14 protein-coding genes are annotated in these 20,574 nt (G+C 45.1%); 9 read left to right on the top strand and 5 right to left on the bottom strand.

The window, feature by feature from the left end; genetic code table 11:
* Positions 1-234 precede the first annotated feature (234 nt).
* From N646_RS15890 to deoD, 4 genes are all read right to left on the bottom strand, one after another.
* Positions 235-1,818 (bottom strand): GGDEF domain-containing protein, encoded by a 1,584-nt coding sequence (locus N646_RS15890; RefSeq protein WP_017820511.1) that lies wholly within the window; start codon positions 1,816-1,818, stop codon positions 235-237.
* On the bottom strand, positions 1,802-3,286 hold the full coding sequence (locus N646_RS15885) for a tetratricopeptide repeat protein (protein ID WP_005375137.1): 1,485 nt from the start codon (positions 3,284-3,286) through the stop codon (positions 1,802-1,804). Before N646_RS15885 ends, N646_RS15890 begins: the two co-directional genes overlap by 17 nt.
* A 166-nt stretch (positions 3,287-3,452) precedes the next feature.
* Positions 3,453-4,922: a lactate dehydrogenase gene (locus N646_RS15880; RefSeq protein WP_017820510.1), complete on the bottom strand. Its 1,470-nt coding sequence runs from the start codon at positions 4,920-4,922 to the stop codon at positions 3,453-3,455.
* 70 nt (positions 4,923-4,992) lie between these two features.
* On the bottom strand, positions 4,993-5,703 hold the full coding sequence (deoD, locus tag N646_RS15875; RefSeq protein WP_005375140.1) for a purine-nucleoside phosphorylase: 711 nt from the start codon (positions 5,701-5,703) through the stop codon (positions 4,993-4,995).
* A gap of 398 nt (positions 5,704-6,101) precedes the next feature.
* Here deoD and N646_RS15870 point away from each other — a divergent pair, with 398 nt between their 5' ends.
* From N646_RS15870 to N646_RS15855, 4 genes are read left to right on the top strand one after another with little or no spacing between them, the layout of a single operon-like run.
* On the top strand, positions 6,102-7,052 hold the full coding sequence (locus N646_RS15870; protein WP_005383935.1) for a YbgA family protein: 951 nt from the start codon (positions 6,102-6,104) through the stop codon (positions 7,050-7,052).
* The gene (locus tag N646_RS15865; RefSeq protein WP_005375142.1) at positions 7,042-7,842 is read left to right on the top strand and encodes a MerR family transcriptional regulator; all 801 of its coding nucleotides are present in this window, start codon (positions 7,042-7,044) and stop codon (positions 7,840-7,842) included. The genes N646_RS15870 and N646_RS15865 overlap by 11 nt, the downstream gene beginning before the upstream one ends.
* Positions 7,843-7,864: 22 nt before the next feature.
* Entirely contained in the window at positions 7,865-9,280 is a 1,416-nt protein-coding gene (gene phrB / locus N646_RS15860) for a deoxyribodipyrimidine photo-lyase (protein WP_005383934.1), read from the top strand.
* A gap of 6 nt (positions 9,281-9,286) precedes the next feature.
* Complete coding sequence (locus tag N646_RS15855; protein ID WP_017820509.1) at positions 9,287-10,213, top strand: L,D-transpeptidase family protein; 927 nt, start codon at positions 9,287-9,289, stop codon at positions 10,211-10,213.
* A gap of 26 nt (positions 10,214-10,239) precedes the next feature.
* On the opposite strand, the gene N646_RS15850 is transcribed toward N646_RS15855, so the two are convergent.
* Positions 10,240-10,494 (bottom strand): Lpp/OprI family alanine-zipper lipoprotein, encoded by a 255-nt coding sequence (locus N646_RS15850; RefSeq protein ID WP_005375145.1) that lies wholly within the window; start codon positions 10,492-10,494, stop codon positions 10,240-10,242.
* A 550-nt stretch (positions 10,495-11,044) separates the two neighbouring features.
* Here N646_RS15850 and N646_RS15845 point away from each other — a divergent pair.
* From N646_RS15845 to N646_RS15825, 5 genes are all read left to right on the top strand, one after another.
* Complete coding sequence (locus tag N646_RS15845; protein WP_017820508.1) at positions 11,045-12,388, top strand: DEAD/DEAH box helicase; 1,344 nt, start codon at positions 11,045-11,047, stop codon at positions 12,386-12,388.
* A 324-nt stretch (positions 12,389-12,712) separates the two neighbouring features.
* Positions 12,713-14,710, top strand: a complete 1,998-nt coding sequence (locus N646_RS15840; protein WP_017820507.1) for a prolyl oligopeptidase family serine peptidase — start codon at positions 12,713-12,715, stop codon at positions 14,708-14,710.
* Complete coding sequence (locus N646_RS15835; protein ID WP_017820506.1) at positions 14,711-16,852, top strand: TonB-dependent hemoglobin/transferrin/lactoferrin family receptor; 2,142 nt, start codon at positions 14,711-14,713, stop codon at positions 16,850-16,852.
* Positions 16,853-16,861: 9 nt separating this feature from the next.
* A complete protein-coding gene (locus N646_RS15830) occupies positions 16,862-19,114 on the top strand; it encodes a proprotein convertase P-domain-containing protein (RefSeq protein ID WP_017820505.1) in 2,253 nt (750 codons plus the stop codon).
* A 25-nt stretch (positions 19,115-19,139) separates the two neighbouring features.
* A complete protein-coding gene (locus N646_RS15825) occupies positions 19,140-20,573 on the top strand; it encodes an Lcl domain-containing protein (protein WP_017820504.1) in 1,434 nt (477 codons plus the stop codon).
* Position 20,574: the final 1 nt, after the last annotated feature.

Here is a 20,574-nt window from a genome sequence, read left to right as displayed (position 1 = left end):
TGTGCGTATTGCGAAATGGAAAATCTACGTAAATTAACAATTTAAGTATTTGTCTTAACTACAGATGAATCAAGCGGTTTTTATGTAGGAATTATGTTTATGCGATGTAAGTATCCACTGATGTTTATTGGCAGTTAAGGTGTTGCTGAGTACTTATTTAAACAAGCAGTGAAGTGATATAGGAAGGATAAGTAAAAAGTATACTAAAGCCCCAGGTGTCAACCGGGGCATGGTTTAAAGTTCGGTACAGACTTGGTTTCTGCCATTGGCTTTGGCGCGATAAAGAGCTTTGTCTGCACGATAAAAAGTTCGCTGAGTATTCTCGCCTTCTCGATGCAAGGTAATCCCTATGGATACGGTCAGCCCCCGCTCACCAAGAATATCGTCCCAACCATATTGATAAATCCGTTCACGATAATTCTCGGCATGCATTTCTGCGCGTTCCAGTTGGGTATTCTCAAGGATCACGAGGAACTCTTCACCACCAAATCGTACGCACGATGCGCCTTTAAATCTGAAGTAGGACGCCAGTTCCTGTGACACACTTTTGATCGCTTTGTCGCCCACCAAGTGGCTTAGTTCGTCATTGATGGATTTGAAGTGATCGATATCGATGACCATCAATGCAAATGCAGTATCGTGCAGAAGTAGATCTTTTAGTTTAACTTCTAACCAGCGTCGGTTGTGTAAAGACGTAAGTGGATCGGTAAAGACGTCCTGCTGTAGCTGAGCAACAGTATTTTTATGCTGCTTGGTGGTTTCTTTTAGTTCTTTGTTTTCTAGCTCTGACAAAATGAGTTTGAGTTGTAACTCAAAGCGTGAAAGTCGGCGTAGTTGAGCAGACCCTAACTCACCGATCGGAATATGTTTTACAAGATCAGATTCGATTCTATGCGCTTTTTTTTCACAATTTAATGCTTCTTGATACAACCCTTGAGAGGCGTAAACTTGACTCATCGCGTTATAAAAATGTTGAGTAACGATAGGAGATAGTTGCTTTTGAATCCTTTTACTGATGGAGTCCAACGTTAAATTAGCTAAAGAAGTGTGCCCTACACCGTTTAGACAATACGCAGTCTCAATTTTGACCATCGTGGATAACCAGTATGTCGTGGCACTACCCGTTGTATACTGAACATTCGAAATAGCCAGCAACGCATTGGGGTAGTCTTCTTGCAGACGATGTAATTTGGCTCGGTAGAGGTGAATTTGTGCGGCGAGGTTTTTATCACTGACGAGAATGCTCAGTTCTTCACATTCACTCAATAGTTCTTTGGCGTCTGCGGTACGGTTCAAGCTGATATAACAGGCAAGCATGTACAGCTTGTAACGAAGGCGTAGGGATCGACTGCCAATAGCGTGATCGATAGCATCTATTTTTTGATAATAACGTAATGCACGTTGGTGATCCCCATGGGCATCGCACAAATTACCCATTCCAATAATGGCCAATACGTACTCATCAATATAGCCGTACTCGACGGCGATATTGGTTGAAGCAACATACTCGGTTAATGCCGCATTGTAGTCACCTACTTCAACCAAACGCTCACTCAAGCTTGCTTTCACAGAAAGAATATCTTCTACATCCTCTGGTAAAACAAGCAACTCAAGCGCTTGTTTCAATTCACTAATGCTGTCGTTGAGCTGTTTGATCTCTCTTCGATACTCGGCGCTAATGATATAGCAATGCGCTTTCTCTCGGTTTGTTGACGCAATATGTAACCCTATGTGTTCCCATAGCGTAATCGCTTCTTCACCTGAAACGGAAGAAGGATCGATACCTGCGTCAGTCACCTTGCTAAGCAGTTGTTCCATTCTTCATTACCTCAATATAACTTTCTTCGAGCTGTTCTAACGTGAATGGGAAGGTCAGGATATCTTGCAAATACAGTATCGGTTTCGGGCCTTTGATTCCGCGTCGCTTCCATGGATAGATGTCTAACATCGCTTGGACAGTGCGGTAGACCTCTTCTGCTGCTTGACCTTTTTCTGCAATTAACATTGCTAGCCTGTTACTGGAAATTCTCGAGATGAGGTCGCTGGAGGTTGTCAATGCATGAACGAGCTCGGTACAAACATCGAGAACTTCGGGGTTTGAATGCTGAATCATAATGATGGCGTGGTTAGAGCGTTTGAGCTCCGTTTTAAACAAAACTAACTGTTCCCACCAGTAGGTCTCAGAAACGACATTAGAGAACTGTTTTTCAGGGTCGTATTCGTGTTGAGAGCGAATATGATTGATCAGCTTACGTGCTCGCTGCTCTAGTTGGCGTTTAGAGCCTCTTGCTTTATCCATGCTGATTCGATGAGTTTGTTCTTTGAGCATTTTGAGTGCGTGCTTACGGTATTTCTTGAACGCGTTAAACGCAGACTCAAAGTCACCTTGTTCTTCAGCGACTCGTGATTGTTGGAAGCAAATTTGGCTGAGTAGCTCACCGTGGTCGAAACTGAGTGCAGACTCTTCTGCTGCAAGTAGCAACTTGGCAGCGCTGTCTGTATTTTGGCGCAAAAGCTCAAGTCTTGCTCGGCTAATAAAAGAGTGTGCTTTCATCCAAACGAGGTCATGCTCAATGGCGAGCTGGTGGGCTTTTTGGGTGGCTTCTTCGGCCGCATCAAGGCGTTCTAGTCCAAGCAGTGCTAACCCTTTAAAGTCCCAGATCTCGGCTTGCCATGTACTATCATCATGATCTTTTAATACTTCGGTTGCTCCATCCAGTACCGTAAGCATCTCGACAAACTTATTTAGTAAGTAATAGTCCCAAGCTAATAAGATGCGCGCTTTACCTTCTAACCAAGCAATACGAACATTGTTTGCCACTTTAACGGCTAACTCATGAGTTGAAGCGGCAAGTTGGTGTTCATTAGTGATGCGCCATACATTACCAAGCCCAATTAGAGATTCGATTTGAATTTCAACATCATCAACGAGAGCAGATTGTTCGAGCGCATTAATCCAATATTGTTGCGCGGAATAATACTTTGCTTGGCCCCAATATTGGAGAGCAAAAAGATGGAGAATTTCCGGGAGATGATCGTCGGTTTCAAGCTGTGTTTGTTTGCTGTAAGCGTCTTTGACGAGTTTTAAGCCTTGTCGGTAATCCATTAGGCACCAACAGCATTGCGCCATGATGAGTAAGGCTTTGATCTCTCCGTCCACAAATAAAATTTGTTCCGCGCGGATACGATATTGCTGCGCAATATTAAAGGTATGTTTAGGGGCCGATTTTATTTGGCCTTTAAGCTTAGTGAGATCATCTTCTAGCTGAATTTGGTTTTTATCCAACGTTCACATCCATGACTATCGAACTGGAAATCACACCTAATATTAAGTGGTTAGATGCATGTTTCTTTACCAAAGCGATGCGGATAACGTTTTGGTAAACGATCAGGGGCCGTAATGTATACCGTTACAACCCCTAATTACTACATCTAAATTACCAATAGAATAGCTACGATAGGAGCTGTTTGATTGTCAAAGGTGCATCAGAGACTTCTAACCTTTGTGCAGCGGTAAGACCTTGTTTATCCTGATAGCACAAATTATGCCAAGCTCTGAATATATCTAAAAGAGGTAAAATACCAGCAGGTCGTAATTTGCGACGTGGCTCGTTAATGAAGCTTTCGAAAAGAATCTGAAAGCGGTTTTGATAAAACTTCACATGACGAGTTGTCGCAACGTTAAACCATTTTTCAGGCTCATTTTGATCGCCAGCGAGGTAGCAAATGCCTTTGTGGTTTTCGTTTTGACTAGAGATTGCCCAACGATCGCGCCACCAACTCATATAGGCGATATCGACTTTGCCAAAGGGAGTGCTCATGTCCCAACTAGCGTCCTCTTCTACGTACATCAAGTCGACACTTTTCTCTTTAATACGAGGTAAACAAACGCTCAGTGCAGCTGAACGTAGTAGGGGATCTTGAGGCATGTATAGAGATACACGTTTGTTTGGGCAGCACATATCAAGTACGTGCAAATAGTGTGCATACGAGGTGTATGGCGGACGGACTAATGCCCCTTTTGAAGGGTAATGAAATACAGATAGATTACCAAGAGGGTCTTCTACGTTACCGCGAGCCAAAATTGTTTGGTATTTTTGGTCAATTCGCTCTCTGAGGTGATAAGAAGGTTCCGCAAGCGGCTCACTTGCTTCCGCTACATACTCCTGGGAAACAAAACGAGACACCTCATCGTAAGGATTATGATCGAGCGTTGCGATTGGCTCTTCATCAGCGGAATAATTGACGTGCTGGCAAAGAATATAGCCAGAATGCGCTTCGCCAGAAACAATCCAATACACACCATTATTGCTGTTCGGTTGCAATGCAATATAGTTTGAGGCCAATTCATAATACGTTGCGTGGTTTACCCAGCGCGCATCAATGGTTGCCAGCTTGCGGCGGCAGCGGCTAGCTATATGGTCAACATGATCGTAAAAGGTTTTTGGGTTAATACTAAGCTTGCGGCAGATTTCTCGTACGGAATATCCCGTAAACAATAAACCCATCAAGTTCTCTTGAAATTGAAGCTTCTTGTTGGCACCAGACCACTTGTCGACAAAGGTACTTTGACACACTTTACAGCGGTAACGTTGGCGATCGCCACTGTAACCGAAAGCGTGATAGAGGTGTTTGTGAGTGTGGACAGAAAGTCCAAAGTTGTCGCAATCATCATTACGGCAAGCAGGCAACCCGTCACTGTGGACGTGCCGCAGGCGATGAAGTTCGTTCACGACATCGCGATTATTAAGTAAGGGGGGGAAAGCTCCACATTCACGGCATACCATCGCCGGACGCTTAGGGTTCGCATGTTGCAGAACGTAACGCTTTGCATCACTCAATCCAAAGTTGTCACACGCCAATGTTTTACAAAAGTTGAGTTGTAACCCATCTGCGTCTTTTGGCAGTTCGCCGTTAGACACAATCGCCCCCTCGGGATAATTCGGGCAGCCAGCATAACTCTGGCTGCAAATTATTACTTACTATTTGTTCTTAGATGTTGATTGCAGTTTCTAGTGCAACTTTCATCATGTCGTTGAACGACTTCTGACGCTCTTCTGAGCTTAGTTTTTCACCACGGATGATGTGGTCAGAAACTGTCAGGATAGTCAGTGCTTTCGCGCCTAGGTCAGCTGCTACGCCGTAGATACCAGCCGCTTCCATGTCTACACCTAGGATGCCTAGTTTTTCCATCTTCTCGAAGATGTCTGCTTCTGGTGTGTAGAACAGGTCTGCAGAGAATACGTTACCTACTTTTACAGGCACTTCCTGAGCGCGCGCTTGGTTAACTGCTTCTTCTAGAAGACCGTAATCAGCGATTGCTGCGAAATCGTGGTTGTTGAAACGGATACGGTTAACTTTAGAGTCTGTAGAAGCACCCATACCGATAACAACGTCCATTAGTTTCACGTCGTCACGTACTGCACCACAGCTACCTACACGGATAACGTTTTTCACGCCGTATTCAGCGATTAGCTCGTGTACGTAGATACAGCAAGACGGGATACCCATGCCGTGGCCCATTACAGAAACTTTTTTGCCTTTGTAAGTGCCAGTAAAGCCGAACATGTTGCGAACGTCACAAACTTGTTTCACATCTTCTAGGAACGTTTCAGCGATGTATTTAGCGCGCAACGGGTCGCCTGGCATCAGAACTGTTTCAGCGAAATCACCTGGTTGTGCGTTAATGTGTGGGGTTGCCATAAGTGCTCTCCAAAGTTTTGTTTTGATAAAACGCCTCTATTATAGAACGCTATTACCAATTCTGTTGAACTTGTTCGTTTTCGTTGAGGCAATAATATCGGGACGTACAGTAGCCCCTTGAGAGCTTAGTCACAAAAACCACGTATTTAGAAACTGCAACTCCTATTGATAACTAAATCTGTTGAAACCAAAAGAGCAATCGATTTGCTTTTGAGCAGTTTGTCGATTGCGCGCACAAATTCTTTGTTTTTGGGCCAAACTTTTTTCTGAAAGCTGGTTGATCGAAATACTTTCGAGTGAAGTAAAACGATTAAATTGTACAACTTATTTTCTTGTACAATCTGGAAAGGCTTGCTATAAGTTATACAACAAAACTTTTTGTATAGGGATGCGTCATCATGGAATCTTCAATCAAAGTAGGTATCAGTTCGTGTGTTTTGGGTGAACGAGTGCGTTTTGACTCTGGTCATAAGGTGAGCAACTTTGTGACTAAAGAGCTCAGCCCGTATTTTGACTTTGTTTCGGTATGCCCTGAAGTCGGCGTAGGTATGCCAGTACCCCGTCCAACAATTCGTCTTGTTTCTAATGAAGAGCGTGTTGCATTGGTTGAAACCAAAAATCCAGAAAATGATCATACCGACAATATGCTCACTTACTCGGCCAATAAAGTAGATGAACTTCAAAGCGAGCAGCTTTGTGGTTACATCGTTTGTGCCAAGTCACCAACTTGTGGCATGGAGCGAGTCAAGGTTTACAGCAAGAACAGTGCTGCGAAAGAAGGTGTTGGCTTGTATACACAAACATTGATGCAAAAAATGCCTTGGTTGCCTGTTGAAGAGGATGGCAGACTTAACGACCCTGTATTGAAAGAAAATTTTATTACTCGAGTATTTTGTCTAAATGACTTTTACGACTCGATGGATGGTGAGCCTACTCGTGGCAAAATCATCGACTTTCATTCGCGCTACAAACTGACGTTAATGGCACACCACCCAGAGTCATACCGATCCCTTGGCCGCTTAGTTGCCGATGTCGCTAATTATGAAATTGAAGACTTTTACCAAGAGTATCGTTTAGGACTGATGAAGGCGTTAACGAATCGGGCTAGCCGCAAAAATAACACAAATGTGTTGATGCATTTACAAGGGTACTTCAAACGCTCACTAACTAAAGAAGAAAAAGAAGAGTTAGCGACAGTGATTCACGACTACCGTATTGGAATGCTGCCTCTGCTAGCACCACTTACGTTGATTAAGCATTACTTAAATACTTACCCAGACGAGTATTTATCAAAACAGAAGTTTTTAGAACCGTATCCGCAGGAGATGAGATTACGCTATGGTTTGTAGTTCAGAAGAAAAACTATACGCGATCCGAGATGTCGCAGAAATCACGGGTGTAAAACCAGTTACGCTGAGAGCTTGGCAACGAAGATACAACTTGATCCAGCCTCAGCGAACTGAAAAAGGACACAGACTCTATCGCCAGCAAGATCTCGATACGATTCGCGAAGTCCAGAGTTGGCTCGCGAAGGGGATTTCGATTGGTAAAGTGAAGGGGCTGCTAGGAAAAAGCGCCGATGTCGAAGTCAAAAACGAGGTTCGCACACTCGAAGAAGTTGAAAACATGCTGCTTGCGCTGTCTACCCTGAATCGAGGAAAAGCAGAGAGTTTACTTGCCTCTGTTCTTAAAGAGTACCCACTAAAACTCGTTATTGATCAGTTTATTAGCCCAGTATTTGATGCGCTAGATATGGTAAAAGGATCGTTGCGATCCTTGCAGGTGGGGTTATTTCAGACTTGTTTGATCACTCGTCTTGCCCTTGTTATCGATTCTGAAAACAAAGCCGCTTCCAAAGGAAAGTGTCTGCTCATTAGCTTTGAACAAAACAGAGAATCTGAGAGTTGGATTCAAGCAGCGAAGCTTTGTGAACAAGGGTATCACACGACTTTGATCGATAAGGTTGATGATGTTTCTGGTCTACTAGATCACGAGGTCATTGAAAATGGTTCGTTTATCTACCTTTTCTCCAATAAAGCACTAGCTGCTAAACAAGTAGCGTCCATCAAAATGCTTCACGCACAGCTAGGTGATCGGATGGGGTGCTCTGAAGTGATAGAGAAATTACACCTAACTTAGTAGACAAAAGATAGGAGCTACCATGATTTTAGTATGGTTTCGACGTGACTTGCGTACGTTAGACCACACGGCACTCAAAGCGGCATTGGATTCAGGTCAGCCTGTCGTCGCTTGCTTTATCGCGACGCCAGAGCAGTGGCGGGAGCATCACATGGCGCCGATGCAGGCAGACCTCATTGCTCGTCGCTTAGCTTGTCTTAACGAGGAGCTTGAAAGCCTTAATATTCCTTTTTTGTACAAAGAGGTGCCGTCGTTTTCCGATTGTACAGATGTGATTAGTGGGTGGGCGGAAACACTTGAAGCCACGTCTGTCATGGCAAACATTCACTATGAGGTGAACGAACGAGAGCTCGATACACAAGTAAGTGAAGCGTTAGCTTCTCACGATATCGAATTTGAACTGTTTCATGACAAATGTGTGCACGCGCCAACGACGGTTCTTAATAAGCAAGGCGAATATTTTAAGGTATTTACGCCATTCAAGCGTGCTTGGTTAACGCAGTTCCATATGCCGACGGTAGTAAAACCTCACGAGCAAGCGCCACTCAATAAAAAGGTACTCGAACAATTAGAGTCGGCTCGATTTAATTCAAGCTTCACATTTAGCTATCCTCGAGAATCCAGTGAAGACTGGCTGGCTTCGACTAATGATATTTTGAAGCAGCTTAGGGAATTTGCACGGGAGCGCAGTGACGCGTATCAAAGCGAGCGAGACTTTCCAGCTATTGATGGCACTAGCCAACTGTCTCCATACCTTGCGATTGGCGCACTATCACCAAGGCAGTGTATTGCTCGTTTGTATGCTGAAAATCAACAAAATGACCTTACAGAAGGGAAAGCAACTTGGCTAAGTGAGATCATTTGGCGTGAGTTTTATCAGCACCTATTGGTTTTCGAACCAAAACTCGTCAAAGGCAAAGGATTTATCGATTGGGAGGATAAAATCCAGTGGTCCTATGATGAGAAAGCCTTTGAGCGATGGAAGACAGGAACAACAGGATACCCAATCGTTGATGCAGCAATGCGTCAGCTCAATCAAACAGGCTGGATGCACAACCGATTACGTATGATTGTCGCGAGCTTTCTTACCAAGGACTTACATATTGATTGGCGATGGGGAGAAGCGTACTTCATGAGTAAGCTGGTGGACGGCGATTTTGCAGCGAACAATGGTGGCTGGCAATGGTCTGCTTCTACGGGCTGTGACGGGCAGCCATACTTTCGTATTTTCAACCCGATAAGCCAAGGCGAAAAGTTCGATGCTAATGGTGAATTTGTGCGCCACTGGGTACCAGAAATCAAAAGTGTACCGAACAAATACATCCATAAACCTTGGACTTGGGAGGGCTTTTCTTTACTGGAATATCACAAGCCGATGGTTGATCACAAGACAGAAAGAGAGATAACCTTACAGCTCTTTAAAAGTGCCAAGGAATAGAGTGAAATGCTTAGCAAAAAGCGATCAATGAGTTTCGCAAAACGTACCCTGCTATCTGTGTCGTTATCTTTAGTGAGTGGTCTATCATTCGCTAAGATGTACGAATTACCAGAGGATGGAAGCCGTTTAATTGGTCGCCTTGAAAACCACGTCGTGCAAGAAGGCGAAACCATGGCAAATATCGCTAAGCTCTACGATGTGGGTATGCTAGGTTTAATGGCCGCAAACAAAGGCGTGGATCCCTTCTTACCAGAAGAGGGGCATGTTCTTACTATTCCGACACAGCTAATCCTCCCAGACGTACCTTATAAAGGTATCGTTATTAATCTAGCCGAGCTGCGCTTATATTACTTTCCGAAAGGAGAGAATATTGTCCATGTATTTCCTGTCGGAATTGGCCGAATAGGGCGCGATACCCCAGTAATGACAACGCGTATCAGCCAAAAACGACCGAACCCTACATGGACTCCTCCAGCCTCTATTCGTGCCGAGTACAAAGCAAAGGGCATTGACCTACCAGCCGTTGTTCCTGCGGGGCCTGATAATCCACTTGGTATGTTTGCATTGCGTTTAGCTTACGGGAATGGCGAATACCTAATTCATGGTACCAACAAGGACTTTGGGATTGGTATGCGAGTCAGCGCGGGTTGTATTCGTATGGACCCAAGTGACATTGAGTGGTTATTTGACAAGGTTCGTAACGGCGAAGACGTTAACATCATTAACCAGCCTATCAAAATGACACTTGAGCCTGACAGAAGTGTGTTCTTAGAAGCACATGAGCCTTTGACTCGTAGTAATGGCGAGAAAGATGAACTCAAAGTGCCGAAAGAGTTAAAGTGGTGGCTGGATGAATTCGGTATGAAAAACGTGAAGGCTAAAGCAGCAATCGCTGCACAGAATGGGGTTCCCGTCGAAATAACCGCGCCTTAACGGGCGTTAAGACGCGGTATCAAATCTTACTTAGTGTAAGACTGAGCGATGTTATCGATACGCTCGTTAGCACGCTCAGCTTCTTCTTGAGCAGCCATTGCTGCTGCGCCTGATTTTTGAACGTCAGATTGAAGAGCTTGTACGTCTTGGCTTAGTTGGCTAACTTGGTTGCTTAGTTCGTCTAATTTTGCTGCATTTGCTGTAGCTGCGTCATCAGAAGAAGCACAACCGGCTAGTAGAAGTACTGAAGTTGCTGCAGCTGCGATCAACGTTTTGTTCATATAAGAACTCCTTGCTTATAGTGAAAGTCTCGCCACTAGCTATTATTTTATACAGTAGCGAGGTTAAATGTGGTTACATTTTATCAGTACATGATGTAGCAAAAGTCAAAAAAACCCAAGAATTTCATGGAGTACCTGACGTCAACTTTTACCTGAACTTAACAAAGTTTAACTACCTATCCTTTATTTCGTTCTCACAACAGTTTTCATAGCAGGTGTATTTGCCACGTTCCTGATATCAATAATTTAGACGATATTGACACAAATGAAAGTTTATTGGCCCAAATAACTGCTATTTAAGTCGTTTTGTTGATGGATAGAAGGCATATTTGAACGGCTTTTCTCTAAACTTCCTGTCCAGCTGCTCATCAAAAAGGCTAGTCTTTACTCTGAACTGAGCCACAAATGATGTTTTACCGTTACCACAGGGAATTAGTTTGTGTGATCTCTATCTATACTCCTATGATTTGCGGTATTATACCGAGCTTTATTTTTTTGCTGCGTTAGAGCGGAAACGACACTACAGAGCGCTCAGACGCTGACTGATTTATTGGAGAATACTTTGCAATTTAAAGATCTAGGCCTAGACAACCGATTGTTGAAGAACCTAAAACACTACGATTTTAAAAAAGCGACTGACATTCAGCAGCAGGCGATTCCTGTTGCGATTGCAGGCAAGGATCTATTGGCATCTTCGAAAACAGGTTCGGGCAAGACTTTGGCGTTTGTATTGCCAATGCTTCATAAGTCTTTAAAGACAAAATCGTTTTCTGCGAAAGACCCTCGCGCGGTAATCCTTGCTCCTACTCGTGAGCTAGCGAAACAAGTATATGGTGAGCTTCGTTCTATGCTAGCTGGCCTATCTTATGAAGCAGCACTGATTTTGGGTGGTGAGAACTTTAACGATCAGGTAAAAGCTCTGCGTCGTTACCCGAAATTTATCGTGGCGACACCAGGACGTTTGGCTGATCACTTAGAGCACCGTTCGCTTTATCTGGATGGTTTGGAAACGCTAATTCTGGACGAAGCAGACCGTATGTTGGATTTGGGCTTTGCACCAGAGCTTCGTCGCATTCATAAAGCAGCCAAGCATCGTCGTCGTCAAACGTTGATGTTCTCTGCGACATTAGATCATGCAGACGTCAATGAAATCGCGGCTGAAATGCTCAATGCGCCAAAGCGAATTGCTATCGGCGTTTCTAACGAAGAACATAAAGATATCACGCAAAAATTTTACTTGTGTGATCACCTAGATCATAAAGAGGCAATTTTAGATCGTGTTCTTTCTGAGGCTGAATACCGTCAAGTTATTATCTTTACGGCAACGCGTGATGATACTGAGCGACTAACAGAAAAGCTGAACGAAAAGAAACTGAAGGCTGTAGCACTAAGTGGTAACTTGAACCAGACTCAACGTAACACCATTATGAGTCAGTTTGAGCGCGCAGTATTTAAGATCCTTGTAACGACTGATGTTGCTTCCCGCGGTTTGGATATTGCAACTGTGACACACGTCATCAACTTCGATATGCCAAAGCATACCGAAGAATACGTACACCGAGTTGGTCGTACTGGTCGTGCTGGAAACAAAGGGGATGCAATCTCTCTTGTTGGTCCAAAAGACTGGGATAGCTTTAAACGTGTAGAAGCATACCTACAACAAGATCTTGAGTTTTCATTGTTCGAAGATTTGAAAGGTAAGTTTAAAGGCCTTAAGCCACCTAAACCAGATTTCCGCAATAAGAAAGCGACCGCAAAGAAAGCTCGCCCTCAAGCGAAAAAATCGGCGAAAAAACCAGCTAAGCGTGACAAGAGCTTCTACAAAAACGTATCTGTGGGTGATGATGTCTTCATCCCTAAGAAAAAACCAGCGGCACCGAGCTCTGAAGAGTAAAAGCTGCTGTAGTTTCCCATTGATTTTAGTTCTTAAAAATCCGAGTGTTCGCACTCGGATTTTTTATGTCTGTCGCTAGGTGAAATAGCGTCTTTCCATACTCACTCGTTAGTCAGCTTTTATATCTGTCTGGTTGTATATAAACAGCATAGAACGCTAATTTAGGAAGTTATTAAGTTTTATAACCTCGGTCAAAGCAAACGTTTTTCCTCACACACTAGATAAAAATCTTACATGATCATGAAAATGATAATTGATCTCATTTTTATTTAAGGGCAGAATACGCGCCATTGTATTAATCCTATAAATGAATTCGCTCTCTATATGAAATTTACTCATGTTTTTTTAGGGCTCATAATTACCTCTAGTTCTGGCTTTGCTGCTGATGATTTCAACTGGCTTCGAGATGATGCTCGTAAAGATGAGCGAGTTCTTACCTACCTAACAGAACAAAACCACAAAACTGAACAGCACCAAAAAAGTTATCAGACGTTGACAAAAAACCTACTCACGCAGTGGGATACCATGGTGGCAGACAAAGGTGATAAGCCATGGTCGATCGTGAGTGGAAGAGAGTGGACGCTAACGCGTCGCGATGGTCGTTACTTACTGTTATCCCGTGCGAGTCAACATGCACCAGAAAACGTGGTGTTCGATTTCGATGAACGACAATCTGCGCATCAGTACTACCAACTTGGTCAATGGCAAGTGAATGGTGACACGCTCCTTTTCACGGAAGATATCGACGGCAGCGAACAATATCGTGCTGTGGTTGTTGATTTACTCTCCGGTCAATCTACGGAACTGGCGACGCACGTCGATAGTGGCGTATTGTTGTCACCTAACGGGAAAGTGGCATTCCTCGTTGCAAAAGAAAAGCGCACCCAGCGACCTCATCAGATCTTACGTATCTCCACTGAATCTTTGGCAAAAACAGTCCTATGGAATGAACCCAAGTCAGATTGGTTACTTTCTTTCTATCGTGCGGCAGATAGCCGTTATGCTGTGCTGCAAAGCAACAACGAGTCAACAACAGAGCAGAAGCTTGTCGACCTAGAAACGGGCACTGTCTCAGATTCATTGCGAAAGCCTGAAGTGGGTGTGGAATATTACGCGGATGTGGCGAAAGGTTACATTTATCTTAAAAGCAACCTGGAAGGAAAGTTCGCCCTTTACCAAGCCGAACTCGCACCGCTTGGCGCAACATGGCAACGCTTTACCAATCCTCGTGAGCCGCTTGAACAGTTCTACCTTTATGATGCAGGAGTTGTGGCACTTAGTAAGCCAAACAACTTGTCGACATTGACGGTGTATTCTTACCAAGGGCAGGAAAAAGTGATACTGCCATTGGAACACGATGGTAATGTCGCTTGGCTAAGCACATTGGGCGATTTTGAATCAAACAAAATTCGTATCCGAAGCATGTCGATGACTACGCCTCCTCAGTGGGAAGAGTTCGATGTAAAAACGCTGAATAAATCCTTGTACTCTCAAGATGCTTACCAAGACTTTGATAGTCAGCGTTATGTATCCCAACGTATTTTTATTAAGCACGACGGCGTTTCTGTCCCGGTCTCTTTGGCGTATCGCAAAGACAAATTGCACCCACAATCTCCTGTGATGATTTACGGTTACGGCGCGTATGGTTTTACGATGAAACCGTACTTTATGCCTCAGGTTATCAGTTTACTCGACCAAGGTGTGATTTACGCTATCGCCCATGTCCGTGGCGGTGGGTACTTTGGCGATGAATGGCACGAGCAAGGCCGTGGTGTGCGAAAAGCCAATTCTATTGGTGATTTTGTCGCGGCCGCGAAGGCGCTGCAAACATTCGAACGTGGCAATAGAGAGGTTTTCGCCATCGGTTCTAGTGCTGGTGGTACGTTGGTGGCCGGAGCGGTTAATCAAGATCCTAAATTGTTTTCAGGTGTCGTACTTAAAGTGCCTTTTGTTGATGTGGTTGCAAGTATGTCGGATACCTCACTTCCGCTTACCACACAGCAGTATGGCGAATGGGGTAACCCAACCAAACCTGAACAATTGGCGTTAATGAAGGCGTACGATCCGATTCTCAATATCCATAAAAACGCTTACCCACCCATGTTGGTTCAAGTCGGTTTAATTGATCAGCGCGTGCCATATTGGGAAGGCGCAAAGTATCTGGCTAAAGTTTCAGCGTTAAGTGAGCGCAACGGGCCGTACTTGTTGCAAACTGATTTTAATTCGGGCCACCAAATGGACCCACGACAAGCGCAAGAACAACAAGCAAAAGAATACGCATTTCTACTATCACTCATTAAAACATCTAAAGCGGAGCAGTAAATGAAGCTTACCCCAGTGTCAGCGGCAGTACTTTCGGTACTTGCTGCCAGTCAAGTGCACGCCGAATCTAAGGTTTTCTCAATGGAAGAGGTGGTGGTAACCGCCAATAAAATCGATCAGCCATTGTCAAAAGTGGCAGGTAGTGTCGCGGTTATCACAAACGAGCAAATCGAAGAAAGAGGCGAGACCGAGCTATATGACGTGCTGCGTAACGAACCTGGTGTAAGTGTGACGGGCGGTGCAGGACGTCCGCAAAACATTACCATCCGTGGTATGACGGGGAACCGCATTATGATCGTTCGTGATGGTATTCGTTCTGCGGATGGCTTCGGTGCGAATGACATTAATGATGCAGTTGGGAGAGATACTTTTGATTTATCCAATTTTGAATCGCTGCAAATCATTAAAGGGGCAAGTTCTTCGGTGCATGGCTCTGGCGCGATCGGCGGTGTGGTGATTTTAGAATCCAGTCAGCCGGGTGATTTCTTAAAAGACAAAGACTTCTACACCGATGTTTCCGGTACTTACACCGATATCAGCAACAAGTACAAAGGCACGAGTAATCTAGCTTTTCGTTCCGGTGATACAGAGAGTTTGTTTAACGTTTCATACTGGCAAGGACAAGAGACACGTAACTTTGATGAAGATTTGTATAACCGCGACCTCGATGGTTACAGCGGTGCTTATACGATCAACCACTTTTTCAATGAAGAGGTGATGTTGAAAGCCAAAGCGGAACTCTACACCCAGAACCAAGAGCGTTTGGAGGGTTCACCGTCCATTCAACCTGATGGAATTTGGCATATTGAAGACTTTGCTGAGGATGAAACCACAGAAGAGTACAGCGCTTATATTGGTGCAGAGGTGACTCCGATTAATCCAACTTGGTTCGAAGAGTTGGATACCAAAGTTTACTGGCGTCACACCGAAGTGGTGGAAGACACCAACCGTTTAATGCGCCAAGTGGATCACAATGGTTTGATCACCAAGCGTCGCGAGCTGGAACACAAAACCTTCATTGACGAAACAATTGGCTTCCGTGGCGATTTCACCAATACGATTTATGCAGCAAATGCTGAGCACCAATTGGCTTACGGTGTTGAGCTTTCTACAGACTATTACGAGCGCACAGATAGCGATTCCAAGATTGATTGGAACGGGGTAACGCCTTCGACCAAACAACCTTTCGCTCCTGCTCGTGCTTATAACATTGGCTTGTATGTTCGAGACATGGTGGAACTGGATAAATGGACCATCACAGGTGGCCTACGCTTTGATGCGCACCGTCTCACGCCAGACGGTGCGGGTGAAGTGGGCGGCTTCCCATTAAAAGATATGGATAGCTCAGAGGTATCTCCAAGTCTGTCGGTTTCTCGTGAAGTATTTGCCAACAACATTGCTTATGTATCTTATAACCATGGTTACCGTGCTCCGGAATACGATAAAGCGTATGGCTTCGTAAGCCACGACTTTGTGCCGCTCACGCCGTTTGTCATTGCACCAAACATGGATCTAGAGGCTGAAACTTCCGACTCATTTGAAATCGGTAACAAGTTCGATAACGGTCGTGCGTATGTCTATGCGTCTTTGTTCTACAACAAGTTTGAAAACTTCATCGACGTTGTGACCACGGGCTTTGACTCAAGCAATGGTAATTACATTAAACAATACCAAAACCTCGATGGTGTCGAGACGTATGGTGCAGAGCTTTCTGCGGGTTACGCGATCACTAAGCGATGGAACATCAGCACCAAGTTTGGTTACGTAGATGGCAAAGACGCGGAAGGTGAATACGTTCGAAGCATTACGCCATTCGAAGGTAACGCTCAACTGAAATACGCCAACCAAGACTTCAATGCTTACGTGACTTGGAACTGGGCCGCGGCAATGGATCGCGTTCCTAAATGCCAGACCACGCTTGGCCTAGCGACAGATTGCGCGCAGACAAGTGCGTGGAATACGTTTGATATTGGCGCAACTTACCACGTTTCCAAAGACCTTCGTGTTAGCGCAAACATCATCAACCTGTTCGACAAAGAATACATCCGATACCAAGACGTAGCGGGTATCGCTGAGGAAAGTAAGCGTTACTCAACTGAGCCAGGGCGCTACTTCACGCTGACTGCAAAATACGAATTCTAGGACGAAATCATGAAGCTAAAACCATTGGCGTTTTCACTGCTTATTGCATGTACCCCTGCGGCGCTGGCTGCAGAGTGGGATTATCCCTCAACGGATTCTGTGGTGACCAATGAAGCGCAAGCGAAAACTTATCTAGACAGCCACTACTCAGAAGCGGGTGAGTTTAAGTTCCGTTACAAAACCCAGTCTCAGCTTGGTGAGCATTACAATTTTGATGTTTGGGTAAACGGTGAATATCAAGCACAGCGCACCTTAGTAGTAACAACTGATAAAAATCATCACGTTGTGCGAGTGTTTAAGAGCCTTGAAGATACGATCATTCGCAACGGTAAACCAACGGTTGCAATGGAATTGGAATCACCTCGCCAACTGCAAGCACAAGAGCCACCTGCTTTGAGCTCTGGAAGTCTGGTTAATGTTGAGGTTGCTTTATTCAACCCAGATCTTCGCACCATGCAACAGCAAGCGGCACCAGAATCGACGTGGTCAGCACTGTCTGATTACCCTCAGCCGATCGAGTACGTCACCAAGTCGATTGAGGTTTTAAAGTCCGGCGGTAAGTTCTACCTCTCTAACCCAAGATTAAAGCAAGTGGATGCGACGGGTTTATTTGCAGCCCCAGCACCTGGTGAAGCGCCTGTACTCGATACGTTGGACTTCCTCAGCGCAGAAGGGGTTCAAGCATTTGACAGTGTTGATGAGATGCAAAGCACCGAGTTTGGTGACAATGCGTTCCCACAGTTGATGGCTTTTTATCATCTTGATAGCTCGATCCAATATCTGACAAGCCTGACTTACGACTTGTTTGACGAACCGCTTCGTTTTGACGCTCGCGGTTTATCAAAAGATAACTCTACTTACTATTACGGTCCGAAAGCACTCATGCTGGGTGTCGGTGGTGTTTCTCCGGATGCAGTCGATGCTGATGTCGTGATACACGAGCTTGGGCATGGCATTCATTACCAAATCGTACCGGATTGGGCGTACGGTCACACTGGTGCTATCGCAGAGGGTTTTGCTGATTACTGGGCGGGCAGCGCGAGCTACCGCATTCAATATTTGGATGCTTCGCGTCGTGGTCAAGAATTCGAGTTAGATACGGTGTTCAACTGGGACGGTGTGTTCGGAACACGCAAAACAACTCGTAGCTTATGGAACCAAAGAGCACGTTACTTCGAGAGCTCAGAGTATCCAGCGCACGTCAGTGTGGGCGGTGAACTAGGTGACGAGCTATGGTCAACGCCGCTGTTTCAAGCGCTTAAAGCATCGGTTGAACGATACGGTGATGATACCGATAACGTGTTCCGCGAGTTTGACGCCATTGTACTTGAAGGTATGTACGGCATTGGTCGTGGCGTGAAAATGCATGATCTGGCGGAATCGACCGTGTTTGCCGCAAACACCTTGTTCCCAAATAAAAACTACGCCCAACTCCTGACGGACAGCTTCAACAGACACAACTTACTTAAAGCGCCTCTTCGTGTTCGCTATGACGCTCGATACATCGCACAAGGTCAAGACGTTGGTTTGAGCCTGAGCCAAACTGGCCGTGAAGCGAGCATCAAAGGGCAATGGCAGCTAAACAACGCATCTGTTTTCGACTTTGATGAAACGCTTTCTGACTCGACCTCAATGAAGGTGGCGTTACCAAGCGGTCTAACATGTGGCACGCAATTCGATTCCTCTATTTCATTGGATTATCAATTTTCTGAAGGCCTAAAGACTCACCAGTGGAGTGAAAAGGTGATGCTGGTTAATGGTACGCCAGAGCTCGATATCCAGCCTCAACCAGTGAACTCCGCTTTGCCGGAACAGGGCGACAGACTGTTCTCTCAGACGCTATCGGACAAGTCACGCACGATTGATGATTCGTTTGCGGTTTACCTGAACATCGAACATGACTCACTGCAAGATCTGCAAGTGACGCTAGTGTCTCCACAAGGCAAATCGGTCGTGCTACTTAGCCATCAATCAAGCAATACCAAAGGATTTAAAGGTTACTTCACCGCTCAGTATGACGAGGAGTTACAAGCACTTGTCGGTCAACCGAGTTGGGGTACTTGGCGTCTCGAAGTGTCTGACCGCGTGTCAGGGAACTCTGGGGTGTTGAAAGAGTGGGGTGTGAGTCACTTTGCTCAGTATCAGTGTAGTGCTGATACCACTAAAGAAAGCAGTGGCGGTGGTTCAGGTGGCAGTGGTTCGCCTTGGACCTTGTTAGGACTTTTCCTGCTTTCAATGGTGAGAGTGATTCGCTCTCGTTAATTAAAATCAAAAGAAGATAAAATCTATGAAGTTTCAATATTCTTTCGTTGCTATGTCACTAGCCCTAGCTGGCTGTGGCGGAGGTTCTGGTGGTGACACGTCGGCACCGACCTATGATGTAGCTGGCACCATCGTTTCTGCAGGTACACTTCTTGATACGCCAGTATGTATCGATTTAAACCAAAACTACGTCTGTGATTCCACTGAACCGAGTGCTAAAACGGATAATGCCGGTAAATTTAGCCTGACTTCAAGCGACAAAAACGTACTAACCAGCACCATTCTTGCTCAAGTTGATCAAGGTTCAAACCAAACGTTGCGTCTTGCGGCTCCGGGTCAAAATTTAGCAACGGGTAACACGGTCAATGGTGTAACAACGTTGCTCGCGGGTCTTGTAATTGACGGTAAAACCGTTGCTCAAGCTGAAGAGATTGTGAAAGCGCAACTCGCCGATGCCGGCGTTTCTCTTTCTGGTACGGTGATGTCTAACGCAGAAGCTAGCGAGCTAGACAAGCTAGAGCAAAACACGGTTGTGCTATTAGCTGCGATGCAACCAAAGCAAATGATCAAAGGCGTAGCGCTGCTTGCTCAAAATCTTAGCTTTCAAGGTAAATCGTTGGCCTCTGATCTTCTGTCTGAAGCGGAAGTAAGTGCATTTGCTGAAGAAATTGTAGCGGTTGCTGAACAAACGGTTGGTAGTAACGATACGGGCGCCGTTCTTTATTTTGCTGAAGGAGCAGCAGACGTTGCTGAGGTTCAAGCGTCTTACCCTGGTCAAGATGCAGAATACGGCTTCGACAAAGAAGACAAGCAAACGTCGACAGGCGCTGGCTTTAAGTTCGTTAAGCTAGATTCACAAGGTGCAGCTTTAGCTGCAGATGCGACTGAGTGGGCTTGTACTATGGACGAACGTACTGGTCTTGTTTGGGAAAATAAGAGTGCGGATGCGAGCTCGGTTCAATTTAAAGATCGCCTATTTGCGTTTGAGTCTGAAACATTTAAGCCGTATTACGAAGATCTTGAAGTCGTTGGTTGTGTGGATGCTGCTGATGGCATCTGTTCAACAAGCCAATATGTTGAACATATAAACAAGCAATCACTATGTGGCATTAGTGACTGGCGCCTACCAACATACCAAGAGTTCTACGATGTTCTAGACTTAGGTGAGACAGAGAAAGATGCCGACGGCAATGTCTATGGTATGACGACAGCTTACTTCCCTCAACAGGGTAAAGGCAGCCCAGATGCTAATTCAGGTGCTATTTGGCTAAGTGATTTCACATTTAATAATTACTCTCCTGCTAACTACGAAGGTGCACTTCAATTTGCAGTGATTGCAGCGAGGGGCGCTGACCGTGGCCACGTAAGCTTTGTTGAAATTTATTCTGACAAAGTAGAGCGTGACACAGGCACGTCATTCCAATTCCCAATCCGTCTAATAGCAGTAAAGGGCCAATAAG

The sequence above is a fragment of the Vibrio alginolyticus NBRC 15630 = ATCC 17749 genome (genome assembly GCF_000354175.2).
Classification (GTDB): domain Bacteria; phylum Pseudomonadota; class Gammaproteobacteria; order Enterobacterales; family Vibrionaceae; genus Vibrio; species Vibrio alginolyticus.
The sequence above is the reverse complement of the archived record's forward strand: the minus strand, read 5'-3'. Positions and strand labels throughout refer to the sequence as shown.

Bases quoted from the DNA above. Each gene is read 5' to 3' on its own strand.
- N646_RS15890 (WP_017820511.1), bottom strand. From the start codon at position 1,818: ATGGAACAACTGCTTAGCAAGGTGACTGACGCAGGTATCGATCCTTCT.
- deoD (WP_005375140.1), bottom strand. From the start codon at position 5,703: ATGGCAACCCCACACATTAACGCACAACCAGGTGATTTCGCTGAAACA.
- N646_RS15870 (WP_005383935.1), top strand. From the start codon at position 6,102: ATGGAATCTTCAATCAAAGTAGGTATCAGTTCGTGTGTTTTGGGTGAA.
- N646_RS15865 (WP_005375142.1), top strand. From the start codon at position 7,042: ATGGTTTGTAGTTCAGAAGAAAAACTATACGCGATCCGAGATGTCGCA.
- phrB (WP_005383934.1), top strand. From the start codon at position 7,865: ATGATTTTAGTATGGTTTCGACGTGACTTGCGTACGTTAGACCACACG.
- N646_RS15855 (WP_017820509.1), top strand. From the start codon at position 9,287: ATGCTTAGCAAAAAGCGATCAATGAGTTTCGCAAAACGTACCCTGCTA.
- N646_RS15850 (WP_005375145.1), bottom strand. From the start codon at position 10,494: ATGAACAAAACGTTGATCGCAGCTGCAGCAACTTCAGTACTTCTACTA.
- N646_RS15840 (WP_017820507.1), top strand. From the start codon at position 12,713: ATGAAATTTACTCATGTTTTTTTAGGGCTCATAATTACCTCTAGTTCT.
- N646_RS15835 (WP_017820506.1), top strand. From the start codon at position 14,711: ATGAAGCTTACCCCAGTGTCAGCGGCAGTACTTTCGGTACTTGCTGCC.
- N646_RS15830 (WP_017820505.1), top strand. From the start codon at position 16,862: ATGAAGCTAAAACCATTGGCGTTTTCACTGCTTATTGCATGTACCCCT.
- N646_RS15825 (WP_017820504.1), top strand. From the start codon at position 19,140: ATGAAGTTTCAATATTCTTTCGTTGCTATGTCACTAGCCCTAGCTGGC.